This is a genomic window from Streptomyces sp. MMCC 100 (genome assembly GCF_041538145.2).
In the GTDB taxonomy this organism is placed as follows: Bacteria; Actinomycetota; Actinomycetes; order Streptomycetales; family Streptomycetaceae; genus Streptomyces.
The window spans coordinates 4598201-4621121 of sequence record NZ_JBGORK020000001.1 but is presented as its reverse complement, the minus strand read 5'-3'; the positions used below and the strand labels follow the sequence as shown (position 1 = coordinate 4621121).

Below are 22921 nucleotides of genomic sequence, written 5' to 3'. Positions count from 1 at the left end.
GTGCGCGGCGAGATCCTCATCACTCGCCCGGACGTTTCGTGGCCGAAATGCGACGGTGAGCGGGAATCCTGGCCGCCTCGAGCGCGCTGCACCTTCGGAGGACCGGATCGGCGGTGCGCGGGTACGCGTGCCCAGGAGAGCCGCGGTGGCGGCGGAACGGGAGCGGGCTGGTGCGCGAGCAGGACGACGGCAGCCGGGCCGGGGCCGGCGCCCCACGGCTCGACGCGGCCGACCTCGGTGCGGAACTCGGCGTCCGCGCCACGCTCGTACAGTTCTCCAGCGCCTTCTGCGCGCCCTGCCGGGCCACCCGGCGAGTGCTGGGCGAGGTGGCCGGCATGGTCCCCGGCGTCGCCCACGTCGAGATCGACGCCGAGGGCCACCTGGAACTGGTCCGCGCCCTCGACGTGCTCAAGACCCCCACCGTGCTGGTGCTGGACGCCGGCGGCCGCGTCGTACGGCGTGCCGTCGGGCAGCCGCGCCCGGCGGACGTGATCGCCGCGCTGGGTGAGGCGGTGTGACAAGCGCCACGCGAGTGGTGAGGTCTTCTCCACAGCTTCGAGATCCCGGGACGTAATTGACTGTGTGTGCCACCCGTCGTCAGCCTGCCCCCGTACCCCGCTCCAGGTTCCCGGGGCCGAGGCGCAACGCAGAAGGACCACCCCGTATGACGGTCACGCCCGACCTCGACGCGCCGCGGCCCGCCACCGACGACCTGATGCGGTCCGTCTTCCGGCGGCACGCGGCGGGCGTCGCCGTGATCACCGCGCGGGGCCCCGGCGGTCCGGTCGGTTTCACGGCCACGTCCCTCACCTCCGTCTCCGCCCGTCCTCCGCTGCTCTCCTTCGGTATCGGCACCGGCTCCTCGAGCTGGCCCGCGGTGTCCGGGGCCGAACACGTCGGCGTCCACCTGCTGGGCGAGCACCAGGAGGAGCTCGCGGCCACCTTCGCCCGCAGCGGCGCCGACCGCTTCGCGGCTCCCACCGCCTGGCGGGAGGGGCCGGAGGGCGTGCCCGTGCTGGACGGCGTGCCGGCCTGGCTCGTGTGCCGTGTGGTCGGCCGGGTGCCCGCGGGAGACCACCGGATCGTGCTGGCGGAGGTGCTCCTCGGCGACCCCACGGGCGTGGGCGAGCCGCTCCTGTACCACCAGGGGCGTTACCGGGGTCTGCGCGACTGACCGGTCAGCGGGACGCCTTCTGCGAAGGCGTCGAGTTCCGGTTACGCTGCGTTGCGAAGGTCACAGTTCAAAGCGCTTGCTTAGCGGGAAAGAACTGGATGTACTGACGAGTAATATTCCGGGCGGAGCGCAGGTCGCCCCGACCGGGATCGGCCGCTTGGGGCGCCTATGCTGCCTGCAAGAGGCAGCACTGAAATGTCGACGCAGTAGGAGAGCCGGCGTGAGCTTGAGGATCGTTGTCACTGTGAAGTACGTGCCCGACGCCACTGGCGACCGGCACTTCGCCGATGACCTGACCGTCGACCGGGACGACGTGGACGGTCTGCTCTCCGAGCTGGACGAGTACGCGGTCGAACAGGCGCTGCAGATCTCTGAGAATTCCGACGACGACGTCGAGGTCACCGTCCTGACGGTGGGCCCCGAGGACGCGAAGGACGCGCTGCGCAAGGCGCTGTCCATGGGTGCGGACAAGGCGATCCACGTCGAGGACGACGACCTGCACGGCACCGACGCCATCGGCACCTCGCTGGTGCTGGCCAAGGCGGTGGAGAAGGCAGGTTACGACCTGGTCGTCTCCGGCATGGCCTCCACCGACGGCACCATGGGCGTCGTTCCCGCGCTGCTGGCGGAGCGTCTGGGCGTGCCGCAGGTGACGCTGCTGTCCGAGGTCTCGGTCGAGGGCGGCGTGGTGAAGGGCCGCCGGGACGGCGACTCGGCCACGGAGCAGCTGGAGGCGTCGCTGCCGGCGGTCGTGTCGGTCACCGACCAGTCGGGCGAGGCGCGTTACCCGTCCTTCAAGGGCATCATGGCGGCCAAGAAGAAGCCGGTTCAGTCCTGGGACCTGTCCGACCTCGACATCGACGAGGACGAGGTCGGTCTGGAGAACGCCTACACGGTCGTGGAGTCGGCCGCCGAGCGTCCGGCGCGCACCGCGGGCACGATCGTCAAGGACGAGGGCGAGGGCGGCAAGCAGCTCGCCGAGTTCCTCGCGGGCCAGAAGTTCATCTGAGTCCCGCCCCGCTGACCGCCCCTCATCTTTCGCAAGCAGGAGAGAAGAAGTCCCATGGCTGAAGTTCTCGTCTACGTCGATCACGTGGACGGTGCCGTCCGCAAGCCGACCCTGGAGCTGCTGACGCTGGCCCGCCGTGTCGGCGAGCCGGTCGCCGTCGCGCTGGGCAACGGCGCCGGTGACACCGCCGCCGCCCTGGCCGAGCACGGCGCGGTGAAGGTGCTGACCCACGAGGCCGCCGAGTACGCCGACTACCTGGTCGTGCCGAAGGTGGACGCCCTCCAGGCCGCCGTCGAGGCCGTCTCCCCGGCCGCCGTGCTGGTCCCGTCCTCCGCGGAGGGCAAGGAGATCGCCGCCCGTCTGGCGCTGCGTCTCGGTTCCGGCATCATCACCGACGCCGTCGACCTGGAGGCCGGCGCCGAGGGGCCGGTGGCCACGCAGTCGGTGTTCGCCGCCGCCTTCTCCACCAAGTCCCGCGTCTCCAAGGGCACCCCGGTCATCACGGTCAAGCCGAACAGCGCGGCCGTGGAGGCCGCCCCGGCCGCCGGTGCGGTCGAGGCCCTGCCGGTCATGTTCTCCGCCGCCGCGACCGGTACGAAGGTCACCTCGCGCACGCCGCGCGAGTCGACCGGGCGTCCGGAGCTGACCGAGGCCGCGATCGTCGTCTCCGGCGGCCGCGGCGTCAACGGCGCGGAGAACTTCGCGATCATCGAGGCCCTCGCCGACTCGCTCGGCGCGGCCGTCGGCGCCTCGCGTGCCGCGGTGGACGCGGGCTGGTACCCGCACACCAACCAGGTCGGCCAGACCGGCAAGTCCGTCTCCCCGCAGCTGTACATCGCCTCCGGCATCTCGGGTGCGATCCAGCACCGGGCCGGCATGCAGACCTCCAAGACGATCGTGGCGATCAACAAGGACGCCGAAGCCCCGATCTTCGAACTGGTCGACTACGGCGTCGTCGGCGACCTCTTCGACGTCGTCCCGCAGCTCACCGAGGAAGTCAACACCCGCAAGGGCTGAACATCCCGGCGGCAGTGCATGCCGAGGCCCCCGCGACCGTCCGTGGTCGCGGGGGCCTCGGCGTGTGCGCAGGATGGTGTTGACCGGCGGGGGAGCGACAGATAACTTCGCTCTACGGATAACTGATTCCGGTCAGCGGAAAAATGAACATCAGGAGGGTGTCGGATGGGTCAGCAGGAGAAGGTGGCAACGAGCCTCGCGGGCGCCGTCGGCGAGGAGATCAGTGCCTCCCTCGCACCGGTCGACGCGGAGCTGGAGCGCCGCTACCCCGGAGACCCGGGCACCCGTCAGCCCGTCCACACCGTCTACGTCCCCGGTGACGTCTTCGCCGCCGACACCGTCCGCTCCTGGGGCGACAAGGCCCTGGCCGCCCTCGACGAACACGCCCCGGACGCCGCCTCCTTCGCCGCCGCCCTGGGCCTCACCGACGATCTCGCCGAGCCCGTGTACACCCGCGTACGCGCCAAGCTCGAGCGAGAGCCGATCGAAGACCTGCGCGTCGACTTCGAGGACGGCTACGGGGCCCGCACGGACGCCGAGGAGGACGAGGCGGCCGCCCGCGCGGCCCGGCTGGTCGCCGAGGCGTACCAACAGGGCACCGCGGCTCCCTGTATGGGCATCCGCATGAAGTGCATGGAGGCTCCGGTGCGCGCCCGGGGCATCCGCACCCTCGACGTCTTCCTCAGCGGCCTGATGGAGGCCGGCGGCCTGCCCGACGGGCTGGTCCTCACCCTGCCCAAGGTGACCTACCCCGAGCAGGTCACCGCCATGGTGCGGCTCCTGGAGGCCTTCGAGAAGGCGCGCGGCCTCACGCCCGGCCGGATCGGCTTCGAGATCCAGATCGAGACCAGCCAGTCCATCCTCGCCGCCGACGGCACCGCCACCGTGGCCCGCATGATCCAGGCCGCCGAGGGCCGCGCCACCGGCCTGCACTACGGCACCTTCGACTACAGCGCCTGCCTCGGCGTCTCCGCCGCCCACCAGGCCAGCGACCACCCGGCCGCCGACCACGCCAAGGCGGTCATGCAGGTCGCCGCCGCCGGGACCGGCGTACGCGTCTCGGACGGCTCCACCAACGTCCTGCCGGTCGGCCCCACCGCGCAGGTCCACGACGCCTGGCGCCTCCACTACGGCCTCACCCGCCGCGCCCTCGCCCGCGCCTACTACCAGGGCTGGGACATGCACCCGGGCCACATCCCCACCCGGTACGCGGCCGTCTTCGCCTTCTACCGCGAGGGCTTCGAACAGGCCGCCGCCCGACTCGCCCGGTACGCCAACCGCACCGGCGGCGACGTCATGGATGAGCCCGCCACCGCAAAGGCCCTCAGCGGCTACCTGCTGCGCGGCCTGGACTGCGGCGCCCTCGACATCGGCGAGGTCGCCCGGCTGACCGGCCTGACCCGCGCCGACCTGGAGGGCTTCTCGGGACCGCGGCGCGGCGACCTCACGGCATCGGCGCAGTAGGCCCCGGCGACGGCGTCCGGCCCCCGGCGAGGGGATCGTCCGGCCCGGAGCCCACGTACCGCTCCAGGCCGGACGCCGTCACCCGCTTCTCCTCGGCGAACAACCGGGTCCCCCGGTCGCACAGCCGCCGGTCCGCGCGCGCCCGCGCGCAGAACTCCTCCGGCGTCACCCCGAACAGCTCCCGCAGCCGGGCCGACTCGTGCAGCAGCTCGGTGATCAGGGGCCGTTGCTCGCCCGGATGCCGTCGCGGCGCGCCGGTGCCGTCGTGCAGGACGCCGTGGCGGTTGACGTACGCGTACGTGCCGCGCAGCACCGAGCCGTCCCCCGGCTCGACGCGCACGTCGGGCGCGGGCAGCCACACGCGGTCGAAGTTGCCGCCCGCCATCGGCACGCCCTCGCTCGCGTCGATCACCGCGAGCTGCTCGGCGTCCAGCCACAGGACGAACAGCTCCCGTAGGACGCCGGGGGCGCCCACCGGCGAGGCGGACACGTAGCCCATGCGGCTCACGTGCGCGGAGACGCCGATGTCCAGTCCGGTGACCCGCGACCTGACCATCGGGACCGGCGAGTCGATGCCGAACTCGGCCATCTTGTGCCGCAGCTGTCCCGGGCTCGCGTTGGAGCCGATCGCCAGCACCGGAACCCGGCCGTCCCCTTGCTCCCACTCCTCCCACGCCGGCCGGTCCAGCGGCAGCAGCCGGTCCCCGTCCAGCAGCCCGGACTCGCGGGGCCACGCACCCGGGTACAGCAGCGGCTCCTCGCGCGGCACCCCGGCCAGCCCGAGCGCGTCCAGCGTGCGGTCCTGGCCCGGCGGCCGCGCGGATTCCCCGCCCTCGGTCGGTGGTCGCGACACGGTGTGTTTCCTCCCGGCGGTGGCGCGGGTGAGCGGGGTGCGGTGCCCGGCTCCGCCCGCGCGGTGGCGGGCCGGCTCGGACGCCGGACAGGCGCCGGGCCCGTACGGTCCTCCGTCGCGGCCGGTCAGTCCGACGGCGGCAGCTCGCCCGAGCCCCGGGTGACCAGCCTGGTCGGCAGTTCGATGCGGTCGGGGGCGAGGAGGCTGCCGTCCAGCTGCCGGAAGAGCCGCTCGGCGGCGGTGCGGCCGAGCGCGGCCGCGTCCTGCGCGACCACGGTGACGCCCGGCTGGAGCAGGTCGGCCAGCTCGATGTCGTCGAAGCCGACCAGGGCGACGCCCCGGGTGTGCTCGGCCAGGACCCGGATCACGGTGACCGTCACCCGGTTGTTGCCGGTGAAGATCGCGGTCACCGGGTGCGGGTCGGCGAGCATCTCCTCGGCCGCCCGGCGCACCCGCACGGGGTCGGTGACGCCCAGGGACATCCAGGAGTCCTTGACCGGTATGCCCGCGTCCTCCATGGCCGCCCGGTAGCCGCGCAGCCGCTCGGCGGCGGTGTGGATGCGGGGCATGTCGCCGATGAAACCGATCCTGCTGTGCCCGTGGGCGATCAGGTGGGCCACGCCGTCGCGGGCGCCGCCGAAGTTGTCGGACACCACCACGTCCGCGTCGATCTGCCCCGCCGGACGGTCCACGAACACCGTGGCGACGCCCGCCTTCAGCTCGGGCTCCAGATAGCGGTGGTCGTCCCCGGCGGGGATCACCACCAGCCCGTCCACGCGCCGCGCGCACAGCGCGAGCACCAGCTCCTGCTCGCGGTCCGGGTCCTCCGCGCTGGACCCGTTGATCAGCAGGGCGCCGTGGGCGCGGGCCACCTCCTCGACGGCACGGCTGAGCGGCCCGTAGAACGGGTCGGCCAGATCCTCCAGGACCAGGCCGATGCTCGCGGTGCGGCCCTTGCGGAGCACCCGCGCGCTGTCGTTGCGGCGGAAGCCCAGCGCCTCGATGGCCTCCTGGACGCGGCGCTCGGTCTCCGGGGTGACGCCGGGCTCCCCGTTGACCACCCGGGAGACGGTCTTGAGGCCGACACCGGCCCGGGCGGCGACGTCCTTCATGGTCGGGCGATTGCCGTAACGGTTCCCGGGGAGGCGGTCTGCGCGGCGGGTCGTGTCGGGCACGATGCGGTGTCCTGTCCTGTCGTCCACGGGAATGCGTCGGCTCCTGCTGTCCAGGGGGATGTGTCGGTCATGGGCTTGTATGAGGATGTGGCGTCGAGCATAGAGCCTGGACAACGTTGTCAGATGCGGGGGACACTGTCCATCGCACTCTCCGGTCCTCGTCCCCACCGCAGGGACCGGTCGCTGCGCGCTCTTGGGTACGACATTTTCGCTTTCGGTCCGACGGGGAGATCCGACTCTGATGCACACCGACCTCGTGGCAGCGCTGGACATCGGCGGCACCAAGATCGCCGGCGCGCTGGTGGACGGCCACGGCCGCATCCAGGCGCGCGCACAGCGTGCGACACCCGCCCGGGAGGACGGTGACACCGTGATGGGGGCCGTCGAGGCCGTGCTCGCGGAACTGACCGCGTCGCCCCTGTGGGAGCGGGCCACGGCCGTCGGCATCGGCAGCGCGGGCCCGGTGGACGCCTCGGCCGGCACCGTCAGCCCGGTGAACGTGCCCGGCTGGCGCGACTACCCGCTGGTCCGGCGGGTCCGGGCCGCCTCCGGTGGCCTGCCGGTGGAGCTGATCGGGGACGGGGTGGCCATCACGGCCGCCGAACACTGGCAGGGCGCCGCCCGCGGGCACGACAACGCGCTGTGCATGGTGGTGTCGACCGGCGTCGGCGGCGGTCTCGTGCTGGGCGGCCGGCTGCACCCCGGACCGACCGGCAACGCCGGCCACATCGGCCACATCAGCGTCGATCTGGACGGCGACCCCTGCCCGTGCGGTGCGCGCGGGTGCGTGGAGCGCATAGCGAGCGGCCCCAACATCGCCCGCCGCGCCCTGGAGGCGGGCTGGCTGCCCGGGCCCGACGGCGACACCTCCGCCGCCGCGGTCGCCGCCGCCGCCCGGCTGGGCGACCCCGTCGCCGTCGCCTCCTTCGAGCGGGCCGCGCAGGCGCTGGCCGCCGGTATCGCCGCCACCGCGACCCTCGTCGAGATCGACATCGCCGTGGTCGGCGGGGGAGTGGGCAAGGCGGGGGACGTCCTCTTCGCCCCCCTGCGCAAGGCGCTCACCGACTACGCGACGCTGTCCTTCGTCCAGCGGCTGGTGGTCGTCCCCGCCCAGATGGGGACGGACGCCGGGCTGGTCGGCGCGGCCGCGGCGGCCCTGTCACGGACGGCGGGCGCGAGCGCCGCGCACGTCTGAGTACGGGGGGTGCGAGCGCCGGGCACGTCTGAGTACGGGGGGTGCGAGCGCCGGGCACGTCTGAGTACGGCAGATGTGACCGCCGGGCAGGTCCGAGTACGGCAGATGTGACCGCCGGGCAGGTCCGAGTACGGCAGATGTGACCGCCGCGCACGTCCGAGGCCCGGGAGCCGGTACGAGCCGGTGTCTCCCAAGGCTTCCCACCGCCTGCCCGTGACCCCGGCGCGTCGGCGTAGTTGAACGGGGCATGAAGAAGCGCAGCATGCTCGCCATCGCGTCCCTCGCCACCGGCTTCGTCGTCGCGGCCGTCAGCCCGTCCCACGCCGCTCCGAGCGAACTCCCGCTCGGTCTCGGGGTGGACGACACCGTCAGCAACCTGCAGGACACCGTCGCCACCGAGAGCCTGACCCTCGACGACGACGCCCTGGGACAGCTGGGCTGACGCCCTCGGCCGGACCCGACGTGCCCGGCCCGGACCGCACGGCGCCGGCGCCCCCGAGGGGGCGCCGGCGCCGCTGTCATATGCCCTTTCCCCCGCCCTCAACTGGGCTGGTTTCCGTGGCAGGGTGAAGCGGGCAAGCCACAGGGGGCCAACAGAAGAGGGGGACCTGTGACCGTCGTCTGGATCAACGGCGCGTTCGGTGCGGGGAAGACCACCACCGCACGGGAACTGATCGAACTGATCCCGAACAGCACACTCTTCGACCCCGAGGTCATCGGCGGGGCGCTCGCACACCTGCTGCCGCCCAAGCGCCTGGCCGAGGTGGGCGACTTCCAGGACCTGCCGATCTGGCGCCGACTGGTGATCGACACGGCGGCCGCGCTGCTGGCCGACCTCGGCGGGACGCTGGTGGTGCCGATGACCCTGCTGCGCCAGGAGTATCGGGACGAGATCTTCGGCGGTCTCGCCGCCCGCCGGATAGAGGTCCGGCATGTCCTGCTGGCCCCGGCCGAAACGATCCTGCGGGAGCGCATAGCGAGCCGCGAGACACCGGACGACCTGCCGGACGGCGAGATGCGCGTACGGCAGTGGTCCTACGACCACATCGAGCCCTACCGCGCGGCCCTCGCCTCCTGGCTCACCACCGACGCTCATCCCGTCGACACCGGCGCCCTCACCCCGTACGAGGCCGCCGTCCGGGTCGCCGAGGCCGTCGGCACGGGTGCGGTACCGGCCTGCGAGATCGTGCAGACTCCGGAGCCCACCGGCGAGACCGTCGCCGCCGGCGTCCTGCTCTTCGACGACCGGGACCGGGTGCTGCTCGTCGACCCCACCTACAAACCCGGCTGGGAGTTCCCCGGCGGTGTCGTCGAACCCGGCGAGGCGCCCGCCCGTGCCGGCATGCGCGAGGTCGCCGAGGAGACCGGCCTCAGCCTCCACGACGTACCGGCCCTGCTGGTCGTCGACTGGGAACCACCGGCGCCCCCCGCCCACGGCGGTCTGCGGCTGCTCTTCGACGGAGGCCGGCTCGACTCCGCGGACGCCGGCCGGGTCCTGCTGCCCGGCTCCGAGCTGCGCGCCTGGCGCTTCGCCACGGAGGACGAGGCCGCCGGCCTGCTGCCCCCGGTCCGCTACGAACGGCTGCGCTGGGCGCTGCGGGCCAAGGAGCGCGGCGCCGCCCACTACCTGGAGGCGGGCACGCCGGTCGGCTGACGTCAGCCGGCCGCCCCGTGCGTCCGCGCCGAAGCCCGCAGCACATCCCCGGCCCGCGTGGTCACCGGATCCCCGTGGCCGAAACAGGCCACCTCCGTGTCGAGGCCCGCCAGCCGCCCGAAGGACGCCACGGCCCGGTCCCGGTCGACGTTGAACACGCCGAGCAGCACACTGCCGTCGACCGGCGACGCGGCGACCGCGTCCCCCGTGCACAGCACGCCGTGGGACGGCAGGTGCACCGCGATGCTCCCCTCCGTGTGACCCGGCGCGTGCACGATCCGGGCCCCGCCACCGAAGTCCAGGACGTCACCGTCCACCACCTCGGTCACCCGGGCCGGCCGGGCGAAGCCACCTCGCGGGAGCTGACGCGCGGCGTTCTCGTGCAGTGGGCGCTCCCAGGCCTCGAGCACGGGCGGCGGACCGGCCACCTCACCCCGCACGGCGGGCGCCTCAACGGTGTGCGCCACCACCTCGGCCCCGGTGAGCGCGGCGACCTCCTGCGCCCCGCCCGCGTGGTCCTCGTGGAAGTGGGTGAGCACGACACGCCGTACGCGACCGGCGGCCCGCGCGGTCTCGACGATGCGCGCACCGTACCCGGCCGGTCCGGCGTCGATCAGCGTCACCTCGTCCCCGTCACGCCAGAGATACGCCTGACCGACCGGGAAGCGCAGCAGGTGCAGGCGCGGAAGGAGTTCGACGACGTCCATGGGACGACCGTAGGCAGGGCCCCGCTCTCGTGCGAGACCCCTCTGCCGACGGCAGAACCCGAAACGGTACTCGGCTCAGCTCGCCGCGTAATTGAGCAGGAAGTGCGCCTCCGCCACCGACAGCCGCTCCAGCTCCTCGGGGGACACGCTCTCGTTCACGGCGTGGATCTGGGCCTCCGGCTCGCTCAGCCCGATCAGCAGGATCTCCGCCTCCGGGTAGAGGGACGCCAGGGTGTTGCAGAGCGGGATGGAGCCGCCCTGACCGGCGTACTGCATCTCCTCACCGGGGTACGCCACCGCCATCGCGTCCGCCATGGCCTGGTACGCCGGGCTCGTGGTGTCGGCGCGGAATGCCTGGCCCTGGCCGATCTGCTCGACGCCGACCCGGGCGCCCCACGGCGTCCGCGTCTCCAGGTGGGCCTGGAGCAGCTTGGTGGCCTCGGCGGCGTCCACGCCCGGCGGCACGCGCAGGCTGACCAGCGCCCGCGCGCCCGCCTGCACGGACGGCGTGGCACCGACGACCGGCGGGGAGTCGATGCCGAGCACCGTGACGGCCGGCCGCGCCCAGATGCGGTCGGCGACCGAGCCGGAACCGATGAGTTCGACGCCGTCCAGCACCCGCGCGTCCCGGCGGAACTGCTCCTCGTCGTAGGCGAGGCCCTCCCACGTGCTGTCCGCCGCCAGGCCGTCGACGGTCGTCGAGCCGTCCTCGGCGCGCAGCGAGTCCAGTACGCGGATCAGGGCGGCCAGCGCGTCGGGCGCCGCACCGCCGAACTGGCCCGAATGCAGGTTGCCTTCGAGCGTGTCGACCTGCACGCGCAGCAGCGTCATGCCGCGCAGCGTGGAGGTGACCGTCGGCAGGCCGACCCGGAAGTTGCCCGCGTCGCCGATGACGATGGTGTCGGCGGCCAGCAGCTCGGGGTGGGCCTCGGCGTACCGCTCCAGACCACCCGTGCCCTGCTCCTCCGAGCCCTCGGCGATGACCTTGACGTGCACCGGCACGCCACCGTTGGCCTTGAGCGCGCGCAGCGCGAGCAGGTGCATCAGCACGCCGCCCTTGCAGTCCGCGGCGCCGCGCCCGTACCAGCGGCCGTCGCGCTCGGTCAGCTCGAACGGCGGAGTGACCCAGCCGGCCTCGTCCAGCGGCGGCTGCACGTCGTAGTGGGCGTAGAGCAGCACCGTCTTCGCGCCCTCGGGCCCCGGCAGATACCCGTACACCGACTGGGTGCCGTCCGGGGTGTCGAGCAGGTCCACGTCCTGGAAGCCCTCGGCGCGCAGGGCCGCCGCTATCCAGTTGGCGGCACCCACGCTCTCACTGCGCGGGAACTGGTCGAAGTCGGCCACCGACTTGAAGGCCACCAGCGCGGCGAGTTCCTCCTTCGCGCGGGGCATCAGCGAAGCGACGGTCTCGGCGACCGGATTCGACGACATGGGCACGCTCCTTGTGGGTGCGACGTTGTACCAAGGAGTACTTGGAATGACGGGCCGATCCTCCCACAGTGGCCTGCGGCGATGCCCGCCGTAGGATGCGGGGGTCAGGTGCGGCATGCGGTTTGATCGGAGCAGTAGACCATCGTGAGCAGCGAGAACTCTTCGGCGGACGACGCGCGTCAGGTCTGGGACGTGGTCGTGGTGGGCGCGGGACCGGCGGGGGCCTCGGCCGCCTACGCGGCGGCGGTCGCGGGGCGGCGCGTGCTGTTGCTGGAGAAGGCGGAGCTGCCCCGCTACAAAACATGCGGTGGCGGCATCATCGGCCCCTCGCGCGACACCCTCCCGCCCGGCTTCGAGCTGCCCTTCCAGGACCGCGTGCACGCGGTGACCTTCTCGAACAACGGGCGCTTCACCCGGACCCGGCGCTCCCGGCAGATGCTGTTCGGGCTGATCAACCGGCCCGAGTTCGATCTGCAGCTGGTCGAGCACGCCCAGAAGGCGGGCGCCGAGCTGCGCACCGGGGCGACGGTGACCCGGGTGGAGCAGCACGGGTCGGCGGTCCCGGACCGGCGCACGGTCGCCGTCGTCCTCCAGGGCGGGGAGACGGTACTGGCCCGGGCCGTCGTCGGCGCGGACGGCAGCGCCAGCCGGATAGGCGCCCACGTCGGGGTGAAGCTCGACCAGGTCGACCTCGGCCTGGAGGCGGAGATCCCGGTGCCCGAGACGGTCGCCGAGGACTGGAAGGGCCGGGTGCTCATCGACTGGGGCCCGATTCCCGGCAGTTACGGCTGGGTCTTCCCCAAGGGCGACACGCTGACGGTCGGGGTGATCTCGGCGCGCGGCGAGGGCGCGGCGACCAAGCGGTACCTGGAGGACTTCGTCGCCCGGCTCGGGCTCGCCGGATTCGAACCCAGCATCTCCTCCGGCCATCTGACGCGCTGCCGCGCGGACGACTCGCCGCTGTCGCGCGGCCGGGTCCTGGTCTGCGGGGACGCGGCCGGGCTCCTGGAGCCGTGGACCCGCGAAGGCATCTCCTTCGCGCTGCGCTCGGGCCGGCTCGCGGGGGAGTGGGCGGTGCGCATCTCCGAGGCGCACGACGCGGTGGACGCGCGCAAGCAGGCCCTGAACTACGCGTTCGCGATCAAGGCCGGGCTGGGCGTGGAGATGAGCGTCGGCAAGCGGATGCTGACGGTCTTCGAGCGCCGGCCCGGGCTCTTCCACGCGGCCCTGACCGGTTTCCGCCCGGCCTGGAAGGCGTTCAAGGACATCACGCAGGGCTCGACCTCGCTGGGCGAGCTGGTCCGCGGCCACCCGCTGGCGCAGCGGGCGCTGGGGGCGATGGACCGGCGGCCGGAGCCGTCCGGGTCGTCCGAGCCGTCCGAGCCGCCCGCGTCGTCCGCGGGGGAAGCGACCGGGGCCTGACTGTCGGCGTCCGGCCGTCGGCGGCGCGTCACCGCCCCGGGGGCACACGGTGCCGGACCTCGGCCCTGGGGGCCTCCGGCCTGTGAAGGGCGTACTTCGCCGGGAGTACCTGTGATCACCACGCGCGGGTGACGCCGCCCGACGTGCCCGGCGTCTAGCGTGGCGGGCATGGACGGACAGCGCGAGCGCGAGGGCCGGGCGCCGCAGTGGTGGCGGCACGGGCCCCCGTGGTGGAACCTGCGGGGCGACGAGGAGCAGCGCCCCCGGTGGCCCTGGCGCTCCACCGTGCTCATCACGGCGTTCGTGCTGTTCGGCTCGAACTTCGCCGCCCACGCCCAGGAGGGGGAGCGGGCCGGCCTGGACCCCTTCGCACGCGTGCTGCTCTTCGTGACCGGGGCCGCCCTGCTGTGGCGGCTGCGCCACCCGGTGCCGGTCGTGTTCGGCACGGCGGTCACCACCCTGGTCTACCTGGGCGCCGGGTACCCGTACGGCCCGGTGTTCGTGGCCGTCGCGGTGGCCTGCTTCGGTGCCGTCGTCGCCGGGCACCGCAAGGCCGCGTGGGCGGCGATGGGGACGCTGTGGGCCGGCCACGCCCTGGTGGCGCACTGGCTCTACCGGTGGCTGCCGCCGTCCGGGGACTCGGCCGCGTCCTGGGGGCAGGAGCTGGTGATCGCCACCTGGGTCGTGGCGATCGCGGCGCTGTCGGAGCTGGCCCGGGCCCGCCGCGAGCAGTGGGCGCGGGAGCGGGCCGAGCGGGCCCAGGCGGCGCGGCGACGCGCGGACGAGGAACGGCTGCGGATCGCCCGCGAGCTGCACGACGTACTCGCGCACAGCATCTCCGTCATCAACGTGCAGGCCGGTGTCGGACTGGCCCTCCTGGACACCGACCCGGAACAGGCCCGCACCGCGCTCGCCACCATCAAGGACCAGAGCAAGGAAGCGCTCGGCGAGGTGCGGCAGGTACTCGACACCCTGCGCACCCCCGGTGACGCGCCGCGCGCCCCGGCCCCCGGTCTCGACCGGCTCCCCGAACTGGTGGAGCAGGCGGCGAGCGCGGGCCTCACCGTCGAGGTGGAGGGGAAGGCGCCGCGGCTGTCGCCCGGTACCGACCTGGCCGCGTTCCGCATCGTGCAGGAGGCGCTCACCAACGTCGTACGGCACTCGGGTTCCCGGCACGCGCGTGTCCGCCTCGACCGGGACGGGAGCACGCTGCGGCTGCGCGTCGACGACGACGGCCCCGCGACGGGCGCCGAGGCGGGCGGCAGCGGCAACGGGCTGGCGGGGATGCGGGAGCGCGCGGCGGCGCTGGGTGGCACCATCGAGGCGGGCCCGCGTCCCGACGGCGGCTTCCGGGTGCTGGCGGCCCTGCCGATCGACGTGAAGAAGGCGGCCACGTGAAGCACATGGCTCACCTGGAGAACAGGAATCACGTGACACGTATGACGCAGTCGAAGGAGGAGGACCAGTGATCCGCGTACTGCTCGCCGACGACCAGTCACTGGTACGGGCCGGGTTCCGGGCGCTGCTGGACGCCCAGTCGGACATCGAGGTGGTCGCGGAGGCCGCCGACGGCGAGGAGGCGGTGCGTTCGATCCGCGAACTGCGCCCCGACGTCGTCCTCATGGACATCCGCATGCCCCTGCTCGACGGCCTCGCAGCCACCCGCCGGATCACCGGTGACCCCGGACTGCACGACGTGAAGGTGGTCATGCTCACCACCTTCGAACTCGACGAGTACGTCTTCGAGGCGATCCGCTCCGGCGCCTCCGGCTTCCTGGTCAAGGACACCGAACCCGAGGAACTCCTGCGCGCCGTAAGGGCAGTGGTGGACGGTGACGCGCTGCTCTCACCGGGCGTGACGCGCCGGCTGATCGCCGAGTTCGCGGCCCGCTCCAAGGAACCCGCGGCGGCGGGCGAGATGGCCCGGCTGACCGAGCGGGAGCGTGAGGTGATGGCCCTGGTCGGCATCGGACTGTCCAACGAGGAGATCGCCCGCCGGCTGGTCGTCAGCCCGCTGACCGCCAAGACCCACGTCAGCCGCACGATGGTGAAACTGGGCGCCCGCGACCGGGCCCAACTGGTCGTACTGGCCTACGAGTCGGGGCTGGTGCGGCCGGGCTGGCTCGGCTGACCACCGCGCGCGAACCGGACCAGCACGCTCACCACCCGGACGGAGAACACCACCACGGCGAGCACCGCACCGGCCCCGACGAGCGCGGTGCGCACCCCGCCCGTCAGGTCGAAGAGATACGCCGGCCCCGCCACCGCCCCGAACAGCACGGCCGCCGCGAACGCCGCGCTGCACAGGGCGTAGCCGATCTCGACCGTGATGGCGTCCCGCTCACCCTGCGTGCGCCGTCCCCCGTAGGTGTCCATGTCGCCAAGTCTCCCAGAGCGGGCGGTGATTCGGCAGCGCGAAGACCGCCGCGCAGGGCTCTGCTACGGTGCGCGGATGGCGGCGAAGAAGGCCGAACAGGTGCTCGTGACCCGGTGGCGCTCGATCCTGGTCCTCCATGCCCGCGTCCAGTTGGAACTCGACCGTGCGCTGCACGGACACGGCCTGTGCGGAAGCGACTTCGAGGTCCTCGACGTCCTGGCCGGCACCCGGGACGAGGACGGTTCCGGGTCCTGCGGGTACCGCGTCCAGCAGATCTCCGAGCGGGTCCACCTCAGCCAGAGCGCGTTGTCGCGGCTGGTCGCCCGGCTGGAGAAGGACGGCCTCGTCGAGCGCTCCATGTGCCCCGAGGACCGGCGGGGCGTGCGGGTGGTGCTCACCCCGAAGGGCCGCGCCAGGCACGGCGAGGCGCTCCCGGTGCAGCGGGCGGTGCTGCACCGGATGCTGGCCGGCTGAGCGACGCCACCGCACGGTCGCCCTACTTCCAGGTGACGCCCGACCGCTCGCGCCACAACGCGGCGAGGGAGCCGTCGCCGGTCACCTCCGGGAACGGCCGGCGGTTCCACAGCGCCGGGTAGAGCCCTGCGGCGGGACCGGACAGCTCGCAGTCGGCGTCCCCGGTGTCCTCCCGCACGGTCACCGGCGGCTGCGCGGACAGCCGTACGGTCCATACGGCGTCCGTCGCGTCCGTCGCCCGTACCCGCAGCGTGCGGGGCTCCTCGGTGCGTACGGCGCTCTTCGGGCGGGCGTGGAAGGCGCACAGCAGCTCGTCGATGCCGTCCACCGCGAAGTCCACGCCGGCACCGGTGGGTTCACCGCCGAGGGCAGACTCGGCGTCGATCCGGTGCACCGTCGTCTCGTGCGCCTGCCGCCGGGCCCAGAAGGCCAGCGGTGACGGTGCGGGCAGGAAGTGCCAGCACCGTACGTCGGGTGCGGCGCCGGCGAGGGTGTCGACGAGCCGCCCGTGTCCCTCCCGGAACCAGCTCACCAGCGGGGCGCCGTCGAGGGCGGGCAGGTCCTCGGCGGGCCGGGGACCGGTGTGCCCCTCGGCGACGAACGCCGTCGCCCAGCGGTGCACCGTCCCCGTGTGCCGCAGCAGGTCCCGTACGCGCCAGCCCGGGCAGGTCGGCACCTCGGCGTCGCTGCCCGCCGCCTCGGCGGCGGCGGCCAGCAGGGCGCCTTCACGTTCCAGGATCTCGACGTACGCGGCAGTCTTCATGGCAGGGAGTCTGCCGTATGGAGCGGACTCGACGGCAGACCTCCCCGGTAATCCCCAGGGGGGCCGGCGGCCCGGCTCAGCCGGGAACCGCCGCGCGCCGTGTCGCGACCGCGACCAGCACGGCGACCGCCGCGAGCACCGCCACGCTGGTGAGGGCGGCCGACAGGGACAACCAGTCGGCCATGAAACCGATCGCGGGCGGGCCGAGCAACATGCCGCCGTAGCCCAGGGTGGACGCGGTCGCGACACCGCTGGGGCCGCCGAGCGCACCGGCCCGCTCGATCGCGACCGGGAAGATGTTGGCAAGGCCGAGGCCGGTGATCGCGAAGCCGAACAGCGCCGCCCACACGGACGGGGCGAGCGAGCCGAGCAGCATGCCGGCCACCGCGGTGGTGCCGCCGGCCACCACCGTGGCCGTCCGGCCCAGGCGTTCCAGCAGCGTCGTCCCGGTCAGCCGGCCGACGGTCATGGCGAGCGCGAAACACGAGTAGCCCGCCGCCGCCAGTCCCGGGGAGGCGTCGAGGTCCTGCCTCAGGTGCAGGGCGCCCCAGTCGGCCATGGCACCCTCGCCGTACGCCGTGCACAGGGCGATCAGGCCGAAGGTGATGACGAGGCGACGGGTACGGCGGTCCCGGCGGTGCGGGGTGCCATCCCCTCCGCGCGTGCGGTCCTCTCCGCGCGTGCGGTCCTCTCCGGGCGTGCCGCCCTCTCCGGGCGTGCGGTCCGGCGGCGCGGCGGGTTCGCAGCGCAGCAGGGCGCGGCCCGCGAACAGGGTGACCAGCAGACCGATCGCGGTGAGGGCGAGGAGATGCCGCGTCGGCGACAGCGCCCCGGCGACCAGGCCGCCGAGCCCCGCACCGACCATGCCGCCGAGGCTGAACGCCGCGTGGAAGCTGGGCATGATCGGGCGCCCCAGTACGGCCACCAGATCGACGGCAGCACTGTTGAAGGCGACGTTGATCCCGCCGTACGCGCTGCCGAAGACCAGCAGGACGACGCCGAGGGCGAGGGCCGAGTGGGTGAGCGGGGGCAGGGCGATGCTCAGGCAGAGCAGTACCGCGCAGGCGACGGTGACGGGGTGGCTGCCGTAGCGCCGGACCAGCCGTCCGGTGAGCGTCATGGTGACGACGGCACCCGCCGAGACACCGAGCAGGGCGAGCCCCAGGGCGCTGGCGGAGGCGCCGGTCTGCTCCTTGATGGCGGGGATCCGGACCACCCAGCCGGCGAAGACGAAGCCGTCGAGGGCGAAGAAGGCGGTCAGGGCGATGCGGAGTCGGGTGAGGTCGTCGCGGGTGCCCGGCACGGCGCTGTGCGATCGGGCTTTGTTTATTTGCGGCACAAAGTCAGGCTAGGGGTAGGGCCGCGGACGGGCAAGGTTGGTTCCCATGCCCGGTGCCGCAGGCCGGAGCCGCTGCCGAAGTCGCCCGCTGATACCGAGGGCAGCCGCCCGGCGGCCCTCGGCACCCGTGGTCACCCGCCTCCCCCGCCGTCACCCGCGGTTCGCGGCGATCATCTCCCGGAACCAGTGGTAGCTGTCCTTCGGCGTGCGCTCCTGCGTGTCGTAGTCGACCCGCACGATGCCGAAGCGCTTGTCGTAGCCGTACGCCCACTCGAAGTTGTCCAGCAGGGACCACACGTAGTAACCGCGCACGTCCACGCCCGCGTCGATCGCCGCCCGCAGCGCGGTGAGGTGGTCGTGCAGGTAGGCGACCCGGCCGGTGTCGTGCACCGTGCCGTCGGCGGCGGGCGCGTCGTCCTCCGCCGAGCCGTTCTCCGTGATGTGGACCGGCGGGAGCGCGTCGCCGTACCGCTGCTTCAGGGCGACGAGCAGGTCGGTGAAGCTGTCCGGGACGACCGGCCAGTCCATCGCCGTGTGCCGGACGCCGGGGAGCCGTACCTCCTCGTAGCGGTTGTCCGTCGCCACGCGCCGTGCCGGGTCGCTCTCGCGGTGCGGGGCGTCGGCGACCACGATCGGCCGGTAGTAGTTGATGCCGAGGAAGTCCAGGGGCTGGGAGATCAGCTCCAGGTCGCCGTCCCGCCGGAAGTCCTCCCGGGTGATCAGCTCGCCCCAGGTCTCCTCCTCGGTGGCCGGGTAGCGGCCCGCGAGGATCGGCTCGGTCCACACCAGGTTGTGCTGGGTGTCCGCGCGGACCACCGCCGCCAGGTCGGCGGGGGAGTCGGTGGCGGGCAGGTTGCGGTCCAGGTTGAGCGTGATGCCGACCTCGCGCACCCCCGCCGCGCGCAGCGCCTTGACGGCCAGTCCGTGGCCGACCAGCAGGTGGTGGGCGGCGGCCAGCGCACCCCGGCCCTCCTTGGCGCCGGGGGCGTGCCGGCCGATGGAGTAGCCGAGGAAGGAGCTGCACCACGGCTCGTTCAGGGTGATCCAGCGCGGCACCCGGTCGCCCAGGTGCTCCGCCACCACCGCCGCGTAGTCGGCGAACCGCTCCGCCGTCTCCCGCACCCGCCAGCCGCCGCCCGCGGCGGAGCCGCTGTCGGACGGAGTCTCGAGGGCCTGCGGCAGGTCCCAGTGGTAGAGGGTGGCGGCCGGTTCGATGCCCGCCGCGAGCAGTTCGTCCACCAGGCGGGAGTAGAAGTCGAGACCCTTGGGGTTCACCGGGCCCGAGCCGTCCGGCACGATGCGGGGCCAGGCGATCGAGAAGCGGTAGGAGTCCACGCCGAGGTCGCGCAGCAGGGCCACGTCCTCGGGGTAGCGGTGGTAGTGGTCGCAGGCCACGTCACCGGTGTCGCCGTTCGCCACCAGGCCGGGGGTGTGACTGTAGGTGTCCCAGATCGACGGACCGCGGCCGTCCTCGGTCGCCGCGCCCTCGATCTGGTACGAGGCGGTCGCGGCGCCGAGGACGAAGCCGGGCGGGAAACCGGGGTAGTCGCTCATGCTGTGCTGCTCATCTCCGTGCTTGCGGGGGTGCGAGGTTCACTTGACGGAGCCGCCGGTGATCCCGGCGGCGATGTACTTCTGGGCGAGGACGAGGAGGATCGCCGCCGGCACCGCCGACAGCACGGACGCCGCCATCACCGATCCCCAGTCGCCGACGTGGGCGCCGATGTACTGGTAGATGCCCAGGGTGACGGGCTTGACGTCGTCGGTCGTGTTCAGGGTGAGCGCGAACATGAAGTCGCTCCACGAGAAGAGGAACGCGAACAGGCCCGACGTGATCAGCGAGTTGCGGCTCATCGGCAGCACCACCCGGACGAACGTCCGCACCGGCCCGGCGCCGTCGATCTGCGCGGCCTCGATCACCTCGCCCGGGATCGACACCATGAAGGAGCGCATCAGCACGATGGAGAACGGGATGCCCAGCGAGGCGTCCGCCAGCATCAGGCCGAAGTAGGAGTTGACCAGGCCCAGGTCGACGTAGGAGTTGTAGAGCGCGTTGGCGATGACGATGCCCGGCACCATCTGGGTGATCAGCGTGCCGAACACGATGGTGCGCGAGCCGCGCAGCCCGAACCGCGCGAGCCCGTACGCCGCCGGCGCCGAGATCGCCAGGCAGATGGCGACCGCGCCGAGCGAGACCGCGAGCGAGGTCAGGAGGTGCCCGCCCTGGTCGCTGACCGCCTTGGAGAAACCGGACAGGTCCAGTCCGCTCGGCACCGGGTCGACCTGGAGCAGCCCCGAGTCGGGCTGGAGCGCGGTGTTGAGCATCCAGTACAGCGGGAACAGCATCACGCACAGGACGATCACGCCGGCGACGGTGGAACCCCAGCGGCGCCGGGAGGCGGTGGGCGTGTGGGAGGCCATGGACGTCACTTCCCCTCGGTGCGGTTGGCCCGCAGGTAGAACACCGCGAACACGGCGGAGATCAGGATGAGTACGTTGCCGACGACGGCGCCCGCGCCGAAGTCCAGCTGGACGAACGAGTTCTGGTAGGTCAGGGTGCCGAGCGTCTGGGTGGCGTCGGCCGGACCGCCGTCGGTCAGCGCGAGGATCAGGTCGAGGATCTTCACCGTCGACATGAAGCCCAGCACGAGGACGACCGTGACGACGGGCTTGAGCATCGGCAGGGTCACCGAGCGGAAGGTCCGCCAGGCCGAGGCGCCGTCCAGCGCGGCCGCCTCGTGCAGCTCCTTCGGGATCTCCTGGATACCGCCGTACAGGATGACCATGTTGAACGGGATGCCGATCCAGATGTTGACCAGGACGACCGACAACAGGGCCATCTCGGGGCTGGTCAGCCAGGGCGTGTGACCGCCGATCCCGAGCGTGTCCAGGAACGAGTTGAGCACGCCCGTGTCCTGGTCGAGGATGCGCCGCCAGACGATGCCGGACACCACCATGGGCACCAGCCAGGGCAGCAGGATCAGTGAGCGCAGCACGCCGTTGAGCGGGAAGCGGCGGCTGAAGAACACCGCGAGTGCCAGGCCGATGCAGAACTGGCCGAGCAGCGAGCCCGCCGTGAAGACGAGCGTGTGCCACAGGGCCTTGCCGAACAGGGCGTCCTGGAACACGTTGGACCAGTTGTCGGCGCCGTTGAAGGGTGCCTCACCGGTGAAGAAGGTCTTCGGCGTGTAGTCCTGGAAGCTCATCACGACGTTGCGCACGAGCGGGTAGCCGAAGAACAGCAGCATGAAGACGACGGCGGGGGCGACGAACCCCCACTGGGTGAGCCTGCGGCGGCGCGCGATCCGGCCCGGATCGGGCGCGACGGGCGACGTGGACGCCTCGGCGGGCGCCTGCGCGCCGACGGTGGACGTGGACGTGGGCATGGGCGTGGGCGTGGTCATGGGGGCGTACCTCAGTTCCCGCTCGTGGCCCGCTGCTGGGCGCGCTTCAGGGCGGTCTCACTGGACTGGCCGGTCAGGGCGGACTGGAAGGCGCTCTGCAGGGCGAGCGACACGCTCGACCAGCCGGCGCCGAGCTTCGCCGTCCGGGACCGGGCGACGGCCACCTGGTCGGCGAGGGAGTCCAGCTCGGGCACCCTCTCGCGCCAGACGGCGGCGGCCTTCGCGTTGGCCGGGATCATCCAGCTGTTGAGCGCGTAGGTCAGCTGCTCCTTCTCGCTCGCCAGACACGCGACGATCTTTCCGGCCGTCTTCTCCCGGGCCTCGTCACCTGTGTTGGGCACGGTGAGGACGGCTCCACCGAGCGGACCCACCGAGTCGTCGCCCGCCTCGGGCACCGGGATCGGGGCGATGCCCCAGTGCAGCGACTTGTCGCTGTTGAGGGTCTCCACCTGCCACGGGCCGTTGATCATCATGGCCGCGTTGCCGGCCATGAACTGGTCGTTGACGTCCGCCTGCGTCCAGTTGACCGTCGACTTGGAGAGCGAGCGGTCCTTCAGCAGGTTCTTCCAGTAGTCGAGTGCCTCGACGACCTTCGGGCCGTCCAGGTCGGTCTCGTCGCCGCCGTTGGACCACATGAACGGCGTGAACTGGAAGACGCCGTCCTCGGCGCCGCCCGCGCTGAGCGCCAGGCCGTACCGCTTGCCCTGCGTCAGCTTCTTCGCGCTCTCGCGCAGCTCGGCCCAGGTGGTGGGCACCTCGACGCCCGCCTTGTCGAGGACGTCCTTGTTGTAGAAGAGGGCGAGCGTGTTCACGGAGCGGGCCGCGCCGTAGTACGTGCCCTTGTACGAACCGAAGTCGACGATCCCCTCGGGGATGTCGTCGGTGCTCAGCCCGAGGGTCCTGAGGTCGACCAGGCCGCCCGCGTCGGCGAAGGTCGGCATCTCGGACGCGTCGAACTGCACGATGTCGGGCAGCGACTTGGACGACGCCATGCGCAGCGCCTTCGTCATCACCTGCGCGGCGGGGACGCTCTGCTGCTCGATGGTGACGCCCAGCTCCTTGCCGCAGCGAGCCATCGCCTCCGCGTCCCAGCGGTGGTACGACTCGTCGGTCGAGGAGTTCATCACGGTGTACGTGTCGGCGTCGCGCTGCTGTCCGCAGCCGGCCAGCGCCGCTCCGGCGACCAGCACGGACACGGCGGTGAACGGGGCGAGGACACGGCGTGAGCGTTCTCGTCCGCGGCGCGTGGCAGCCGGAGGGTGTGCTGTCAAGGCGAGCGAGGTGAAGCGCTTCGACATGGGGCGGCCCTTGCTGTCGTACTGCCCGGCTTCCTTGCCGGACCGATTTGTTTGGTGTGATGACTAATACGTCACCCACCCGCTTCCGCGCTAGAGGAAAGTGGTCCCCCTCTCTTTGCTCCGTAAGGTGAGGAAGTTGTTCCCTTGGGTAATAACCCCAGTTCA

General features: G+C 72.6%; 23 protein-coding genes. 12 read left to right on the top strand and 11 right to left on the bottom strand.

Features of this window, described 5'->3' with window-relative positions; genetic code table 11:
- The first annotated feature begins 113 nt into the window (after window positions 1–113).
- From ABS735_RS21545 to ABS735_RS21525, 5 genes are all read left to right on the top strand, one after another.
- Window positions 114–518 (top strand): TlpA family protein disulfide reductase, encoded by a 405-nt coding sequence (locus ABS735_RS21545; RefSeq protein ID WP_373900989.1) that lies wholly within the window; start codon window positions 114–116, stop codon window positions 516–518.
- 146 nt (window positions 519–664) lie between these two features.
- Window positions 665–1174 carry a flavin reductase family protein gene (locus ABS735_RS21540; protein WP_373900990.1) on the top strand — a complete coding sequence of 170 codons (510 nt, stop codon included), beginning with the start codon at window positions 665–667 and terminating at the stop codon, window positions 1172–1174.
- A gap of 220 nt (window positions 1175–1394) precedes the next feature.
- Window positions 1395–2183, top strand: a complete 789-nt coding sequence (locus ABS735_RS21535) for an electron transfer flavoprotein subunit beta/FixA family protein (protein WP_109030411.1) — start codon at window positions 1395–1397, stop codon at window positions 2181–2183.
- A 54-nt stretch (window positions 2184–2237) separates the two neighbouring features.
- A complete protein-coding gene (locus ABS735_RS21530; RefSeq protein WP_373900991.1) occupies window positions 2238–3200 on the top strand; it encodes an electron transfer flavoprotein subunit alpha/FixB family protein in 963 nt (320 codons plus the stop codon).
- A 165-nt stretch (window positions 3201–3365) separates the two neighbouring features.
- Window positions 3366–4664 carry a DUF6986 family protein gene (locus ABS735_RS21525; RefSeq protein ID WP_373900992.1) on the top strand — a complete coding sequence of 433 codons (1299 nt, stop codon included), beginning with the start codon at window positions 3366–3368 and terminating at the stop codon, window positions 4662–4664.
- On the opposite strand, the gene ABS735_RS21520 is transcribed toward ABS735_RS21525, so the two are convergent.
- On the bottom strand, window positions 4645–5517 hold the full coding sequence (locus ABS735_RS21520) for a hypothetical protein (RefSeq protein ID WP_373900993.1): 873 nt from the start codon (window positions 5515–5517) through the stop codon (window positions 4645–4647). The two genes, ABS735_RS21525 and ABS735_RS21520, sit on opposite strands and share 20 nt — an antisense overlap.
- Window positions 5518–5642: 125 nt before the next feature.
- The gene (locus ABS735_RS21515) at window positions 5643–6719 is read right to left on the bottom strand and encodes a LacI family DNA-binding transcriptional regulator (RefSeq protein WP_373900995.1); all 1077 of its coding nucleotides are present in this window, start codon (window positions 6717–6719) and stop codon (window positions 5643–5645) included.
- A 214-nt stretch (window positions 6720–6933) separates the two neighbouring features.
- Between ABS735_RS21515 and ABS735_RS21510 the strand changes: the two genes are divergently transcribed.
- From ABS735_RS21510 to ABS735_RS21500, 3 genes are all read left to right on the top strand, one after another.
- A complete protein-coding gene (locus tag ABS735_RS21510; RefSeq protein ID WP_373900997.1) occupies window positions 6934–7887 on the top strand; it encodes an ROK family protein in 954 nt (317 codons plus the stop codon).
- 247 nt (window positions 7888–8134) lie between these two features.
- Window positions 8135–8329, top strand: coding sequence for a hypothetical protein (locus tag ABS735_RS21505; protein WP_373900998.1), 195 nt, complete (start codon window positions 8135–8137; stop codon window positions 8327–8329).
- Between the two features lie 168 nt (window positions 8330–8497).
- Window positions 8498–9541 carry an NUDIX hydrolase gene (locus ABS735_RS21500; RefSeq protein WP_373900999.1) on the top strand — a complete coding sequence of 348 codons (1044 nt, stop codon included), beginning with the start codon at window positions 8498–8500 and terminating at the stop codon, window positions 9539–9541.
- Between the two features lie 2 nt (window positions 9542–9543).
- Here the strand turns inward: ABS735_RS21500 and ABS735_RS21495 are convergent, their stop codons facing one another.
- Complete coding sequence (locus ABS735_RS21495; RefSeq protein WP_373901001.1) at window positions 9544–10248, bottom strand: MBL fold metallo-hydrolase; 705 nt, start codon at window positions 10246–10248, stop codon at window positions 9544–9546.
- A 75-nt stretch (window positions 10249–10323) separates the two neighbouring features.
- A complete protein-coding gene (locus ABS735_RS21490) occupies window positions 10324–11679 on the bottom strand; it encodes a dipeptidase (RefSeq protein WP_373901002.1) in 1356 nt (451 codons plus the stop codon).
- 144 nt (window positions 11680–11823) lie between these two features.
- On the opposite strand from ABS735_RS21490, the gene ABS735_RS21485 reads away from it, so the two are divergent.
- From ABS735_RS21485 to ABS735_RS21475, 3 genes are all read left to right on the top strand, one after another.
- Window positions 11824–13101, top strand: a complete 1278-nt coding sequence (locus ABS735_RS21485) for a geranylgeranyl reductase family protein (RefSeq protein WP_373901003.1) — start codon at window positions 11824–11826, stop codon at window positions 13099–13101.
- A 168-nt stretch (window positions 13102–13269) separates the two neighbouring features.
- Window positions 13270–14499: a histidine kinase gene (locus tag ABS735_RS21480; RefSeq protein ID WP_373901004.1), complete on the top strand. Its 1230-nt coding sequence runs from the start codon at window positions 13270–13272 to the stop codon at window positions 14497–14499.
- Window positions 14500–14566: 67 nt separating this feature from the next.
- Window positions 14567–15232 carry a response regulator transcription factor gene (locus ABS735_RS21475; protein WP_115740757.1) on the top strand — a complete coding sequence of 222 codons (666 nt, stop codon included), beginning with the start codon at window positions 14567–14569 and terminating at the stop codon, window positions 15230–15232.
- On the opposite strand, the gene ABS735_RS21470 is transcribed toward ABS735_RS21475, so the two are convergent.
- Window positions 15193–15477: a DUF6332 family protein gene (locus ABS735_RS21470; RefSeq protein WP_373901005.1), complete on the bottom strand. Its 285-nt coding sequence runs from the start codon at window positions 15475–15477 to the stop codon at window positions 15193–15195. The genes ABS735_RS21475 and ABS735_RS21470 overlap by 40 nt on opposite strands.
- Window positions 15478–15553: 76 nt before the next feature.
- Here ABS735_RS21470 and ABS735_RS21465 point away from each other — a divergent pair, with 76 nt between their 5' ends.
- Window positions 15554–15952 carry a MarR family winged helix-turn-helix transcriptional regulator gene (locus ABS735_RS21465; protein WP_373901006.1) on the top strand — a complete coding sequence of 133 codons (399 nt, stop codon included), beginning with the start codon at window positions 15554–15556 and terminating at the stop codon, window positions 15950–15952.
- 22 nt (window positions 15953–15974) lie between these two features.
- Here ABS735_RS21465 and ABS735_RS21460 read toward each other — a convergent pair whose 3' ends face one another.
- The 6 genes from ABS735_RS21460 to ABS735_RS21435 all read right to left on the bottom strand — a co-directional run bounded on the left by ABS735_RS21460 (window position 15975) and on the right by ABS735_RS21435 (window position 22756).
- Complete coding sequence (locus ABS735_RS21460; RefSeq protein WP_373901007.1) at window positions 15975–16715, bottom strand: maleylpyruvate isomerase family mycothiol-dependent enzyme; 741 nt, start codon at window positions 16713–16715, stop codon at window positions 15975–15977.
- Between the two features lie 76 nt (window positions 16716–16791).
- Complete coding sequence (locus ABS735_RS21455; protein WP_373901008.1) at window positions 16792–18018, bottom strand: MFS transporter; 1227 nt, start codon at window positions 18016–18018, stop codon at window positions 16792–16794.
- Between the two features lie 186 nt (window positions 18019–18204).
- Window positions 18205–19608, bottom strand: coding sequence for a GH1 family beta-glucosidase (locus tag ABS735_RS21450; RefSeq protein ID WP_373901010.1), 1404 nt, complete (start codon window positions 19606–19608; stop codon window positions 18205–18207).
- A gap of 39 nt (window positions 19609–19647) precedes the next feature.
- Window positions 19648–20475 (bottom strand): carbohydrate ABC transporter permease, encoded by an 828-nt coding sequence (locus ABS735_RS21445; protein ID WP_373901011.1) that lies wholly within the window; start codon window positions 20473–20475, stop codon window positions 19648–19650.
- 5 nt (window positions 20476–20480) lie between these two features.
- Complete coding sequence (locus ABS735_RS21440; protein WP_373901012.1) at window positions 20481–21458, bottom strand: carbohydrate ABC transporter permease; 978 nt, start codon at window positions 21456–21458, stop codon at window positions 20481–20483.
- An 11-nt stretch (window positions 21459–21469) separates the two neighbouring features.
- Window positions 21470–22756: an ABC transporter substrate-binding protein gene (locus ABS735_RS21435; protein WP_373901013.1), complete on the bottom strand. Its 1287-nt coding sequence runs from the start codon at window positions 22754–22756 to the stop codon at window positions 21470–21472.
- Between the last annotated feature and the right edge of the window lie 165 nt (window positions 22757–22921).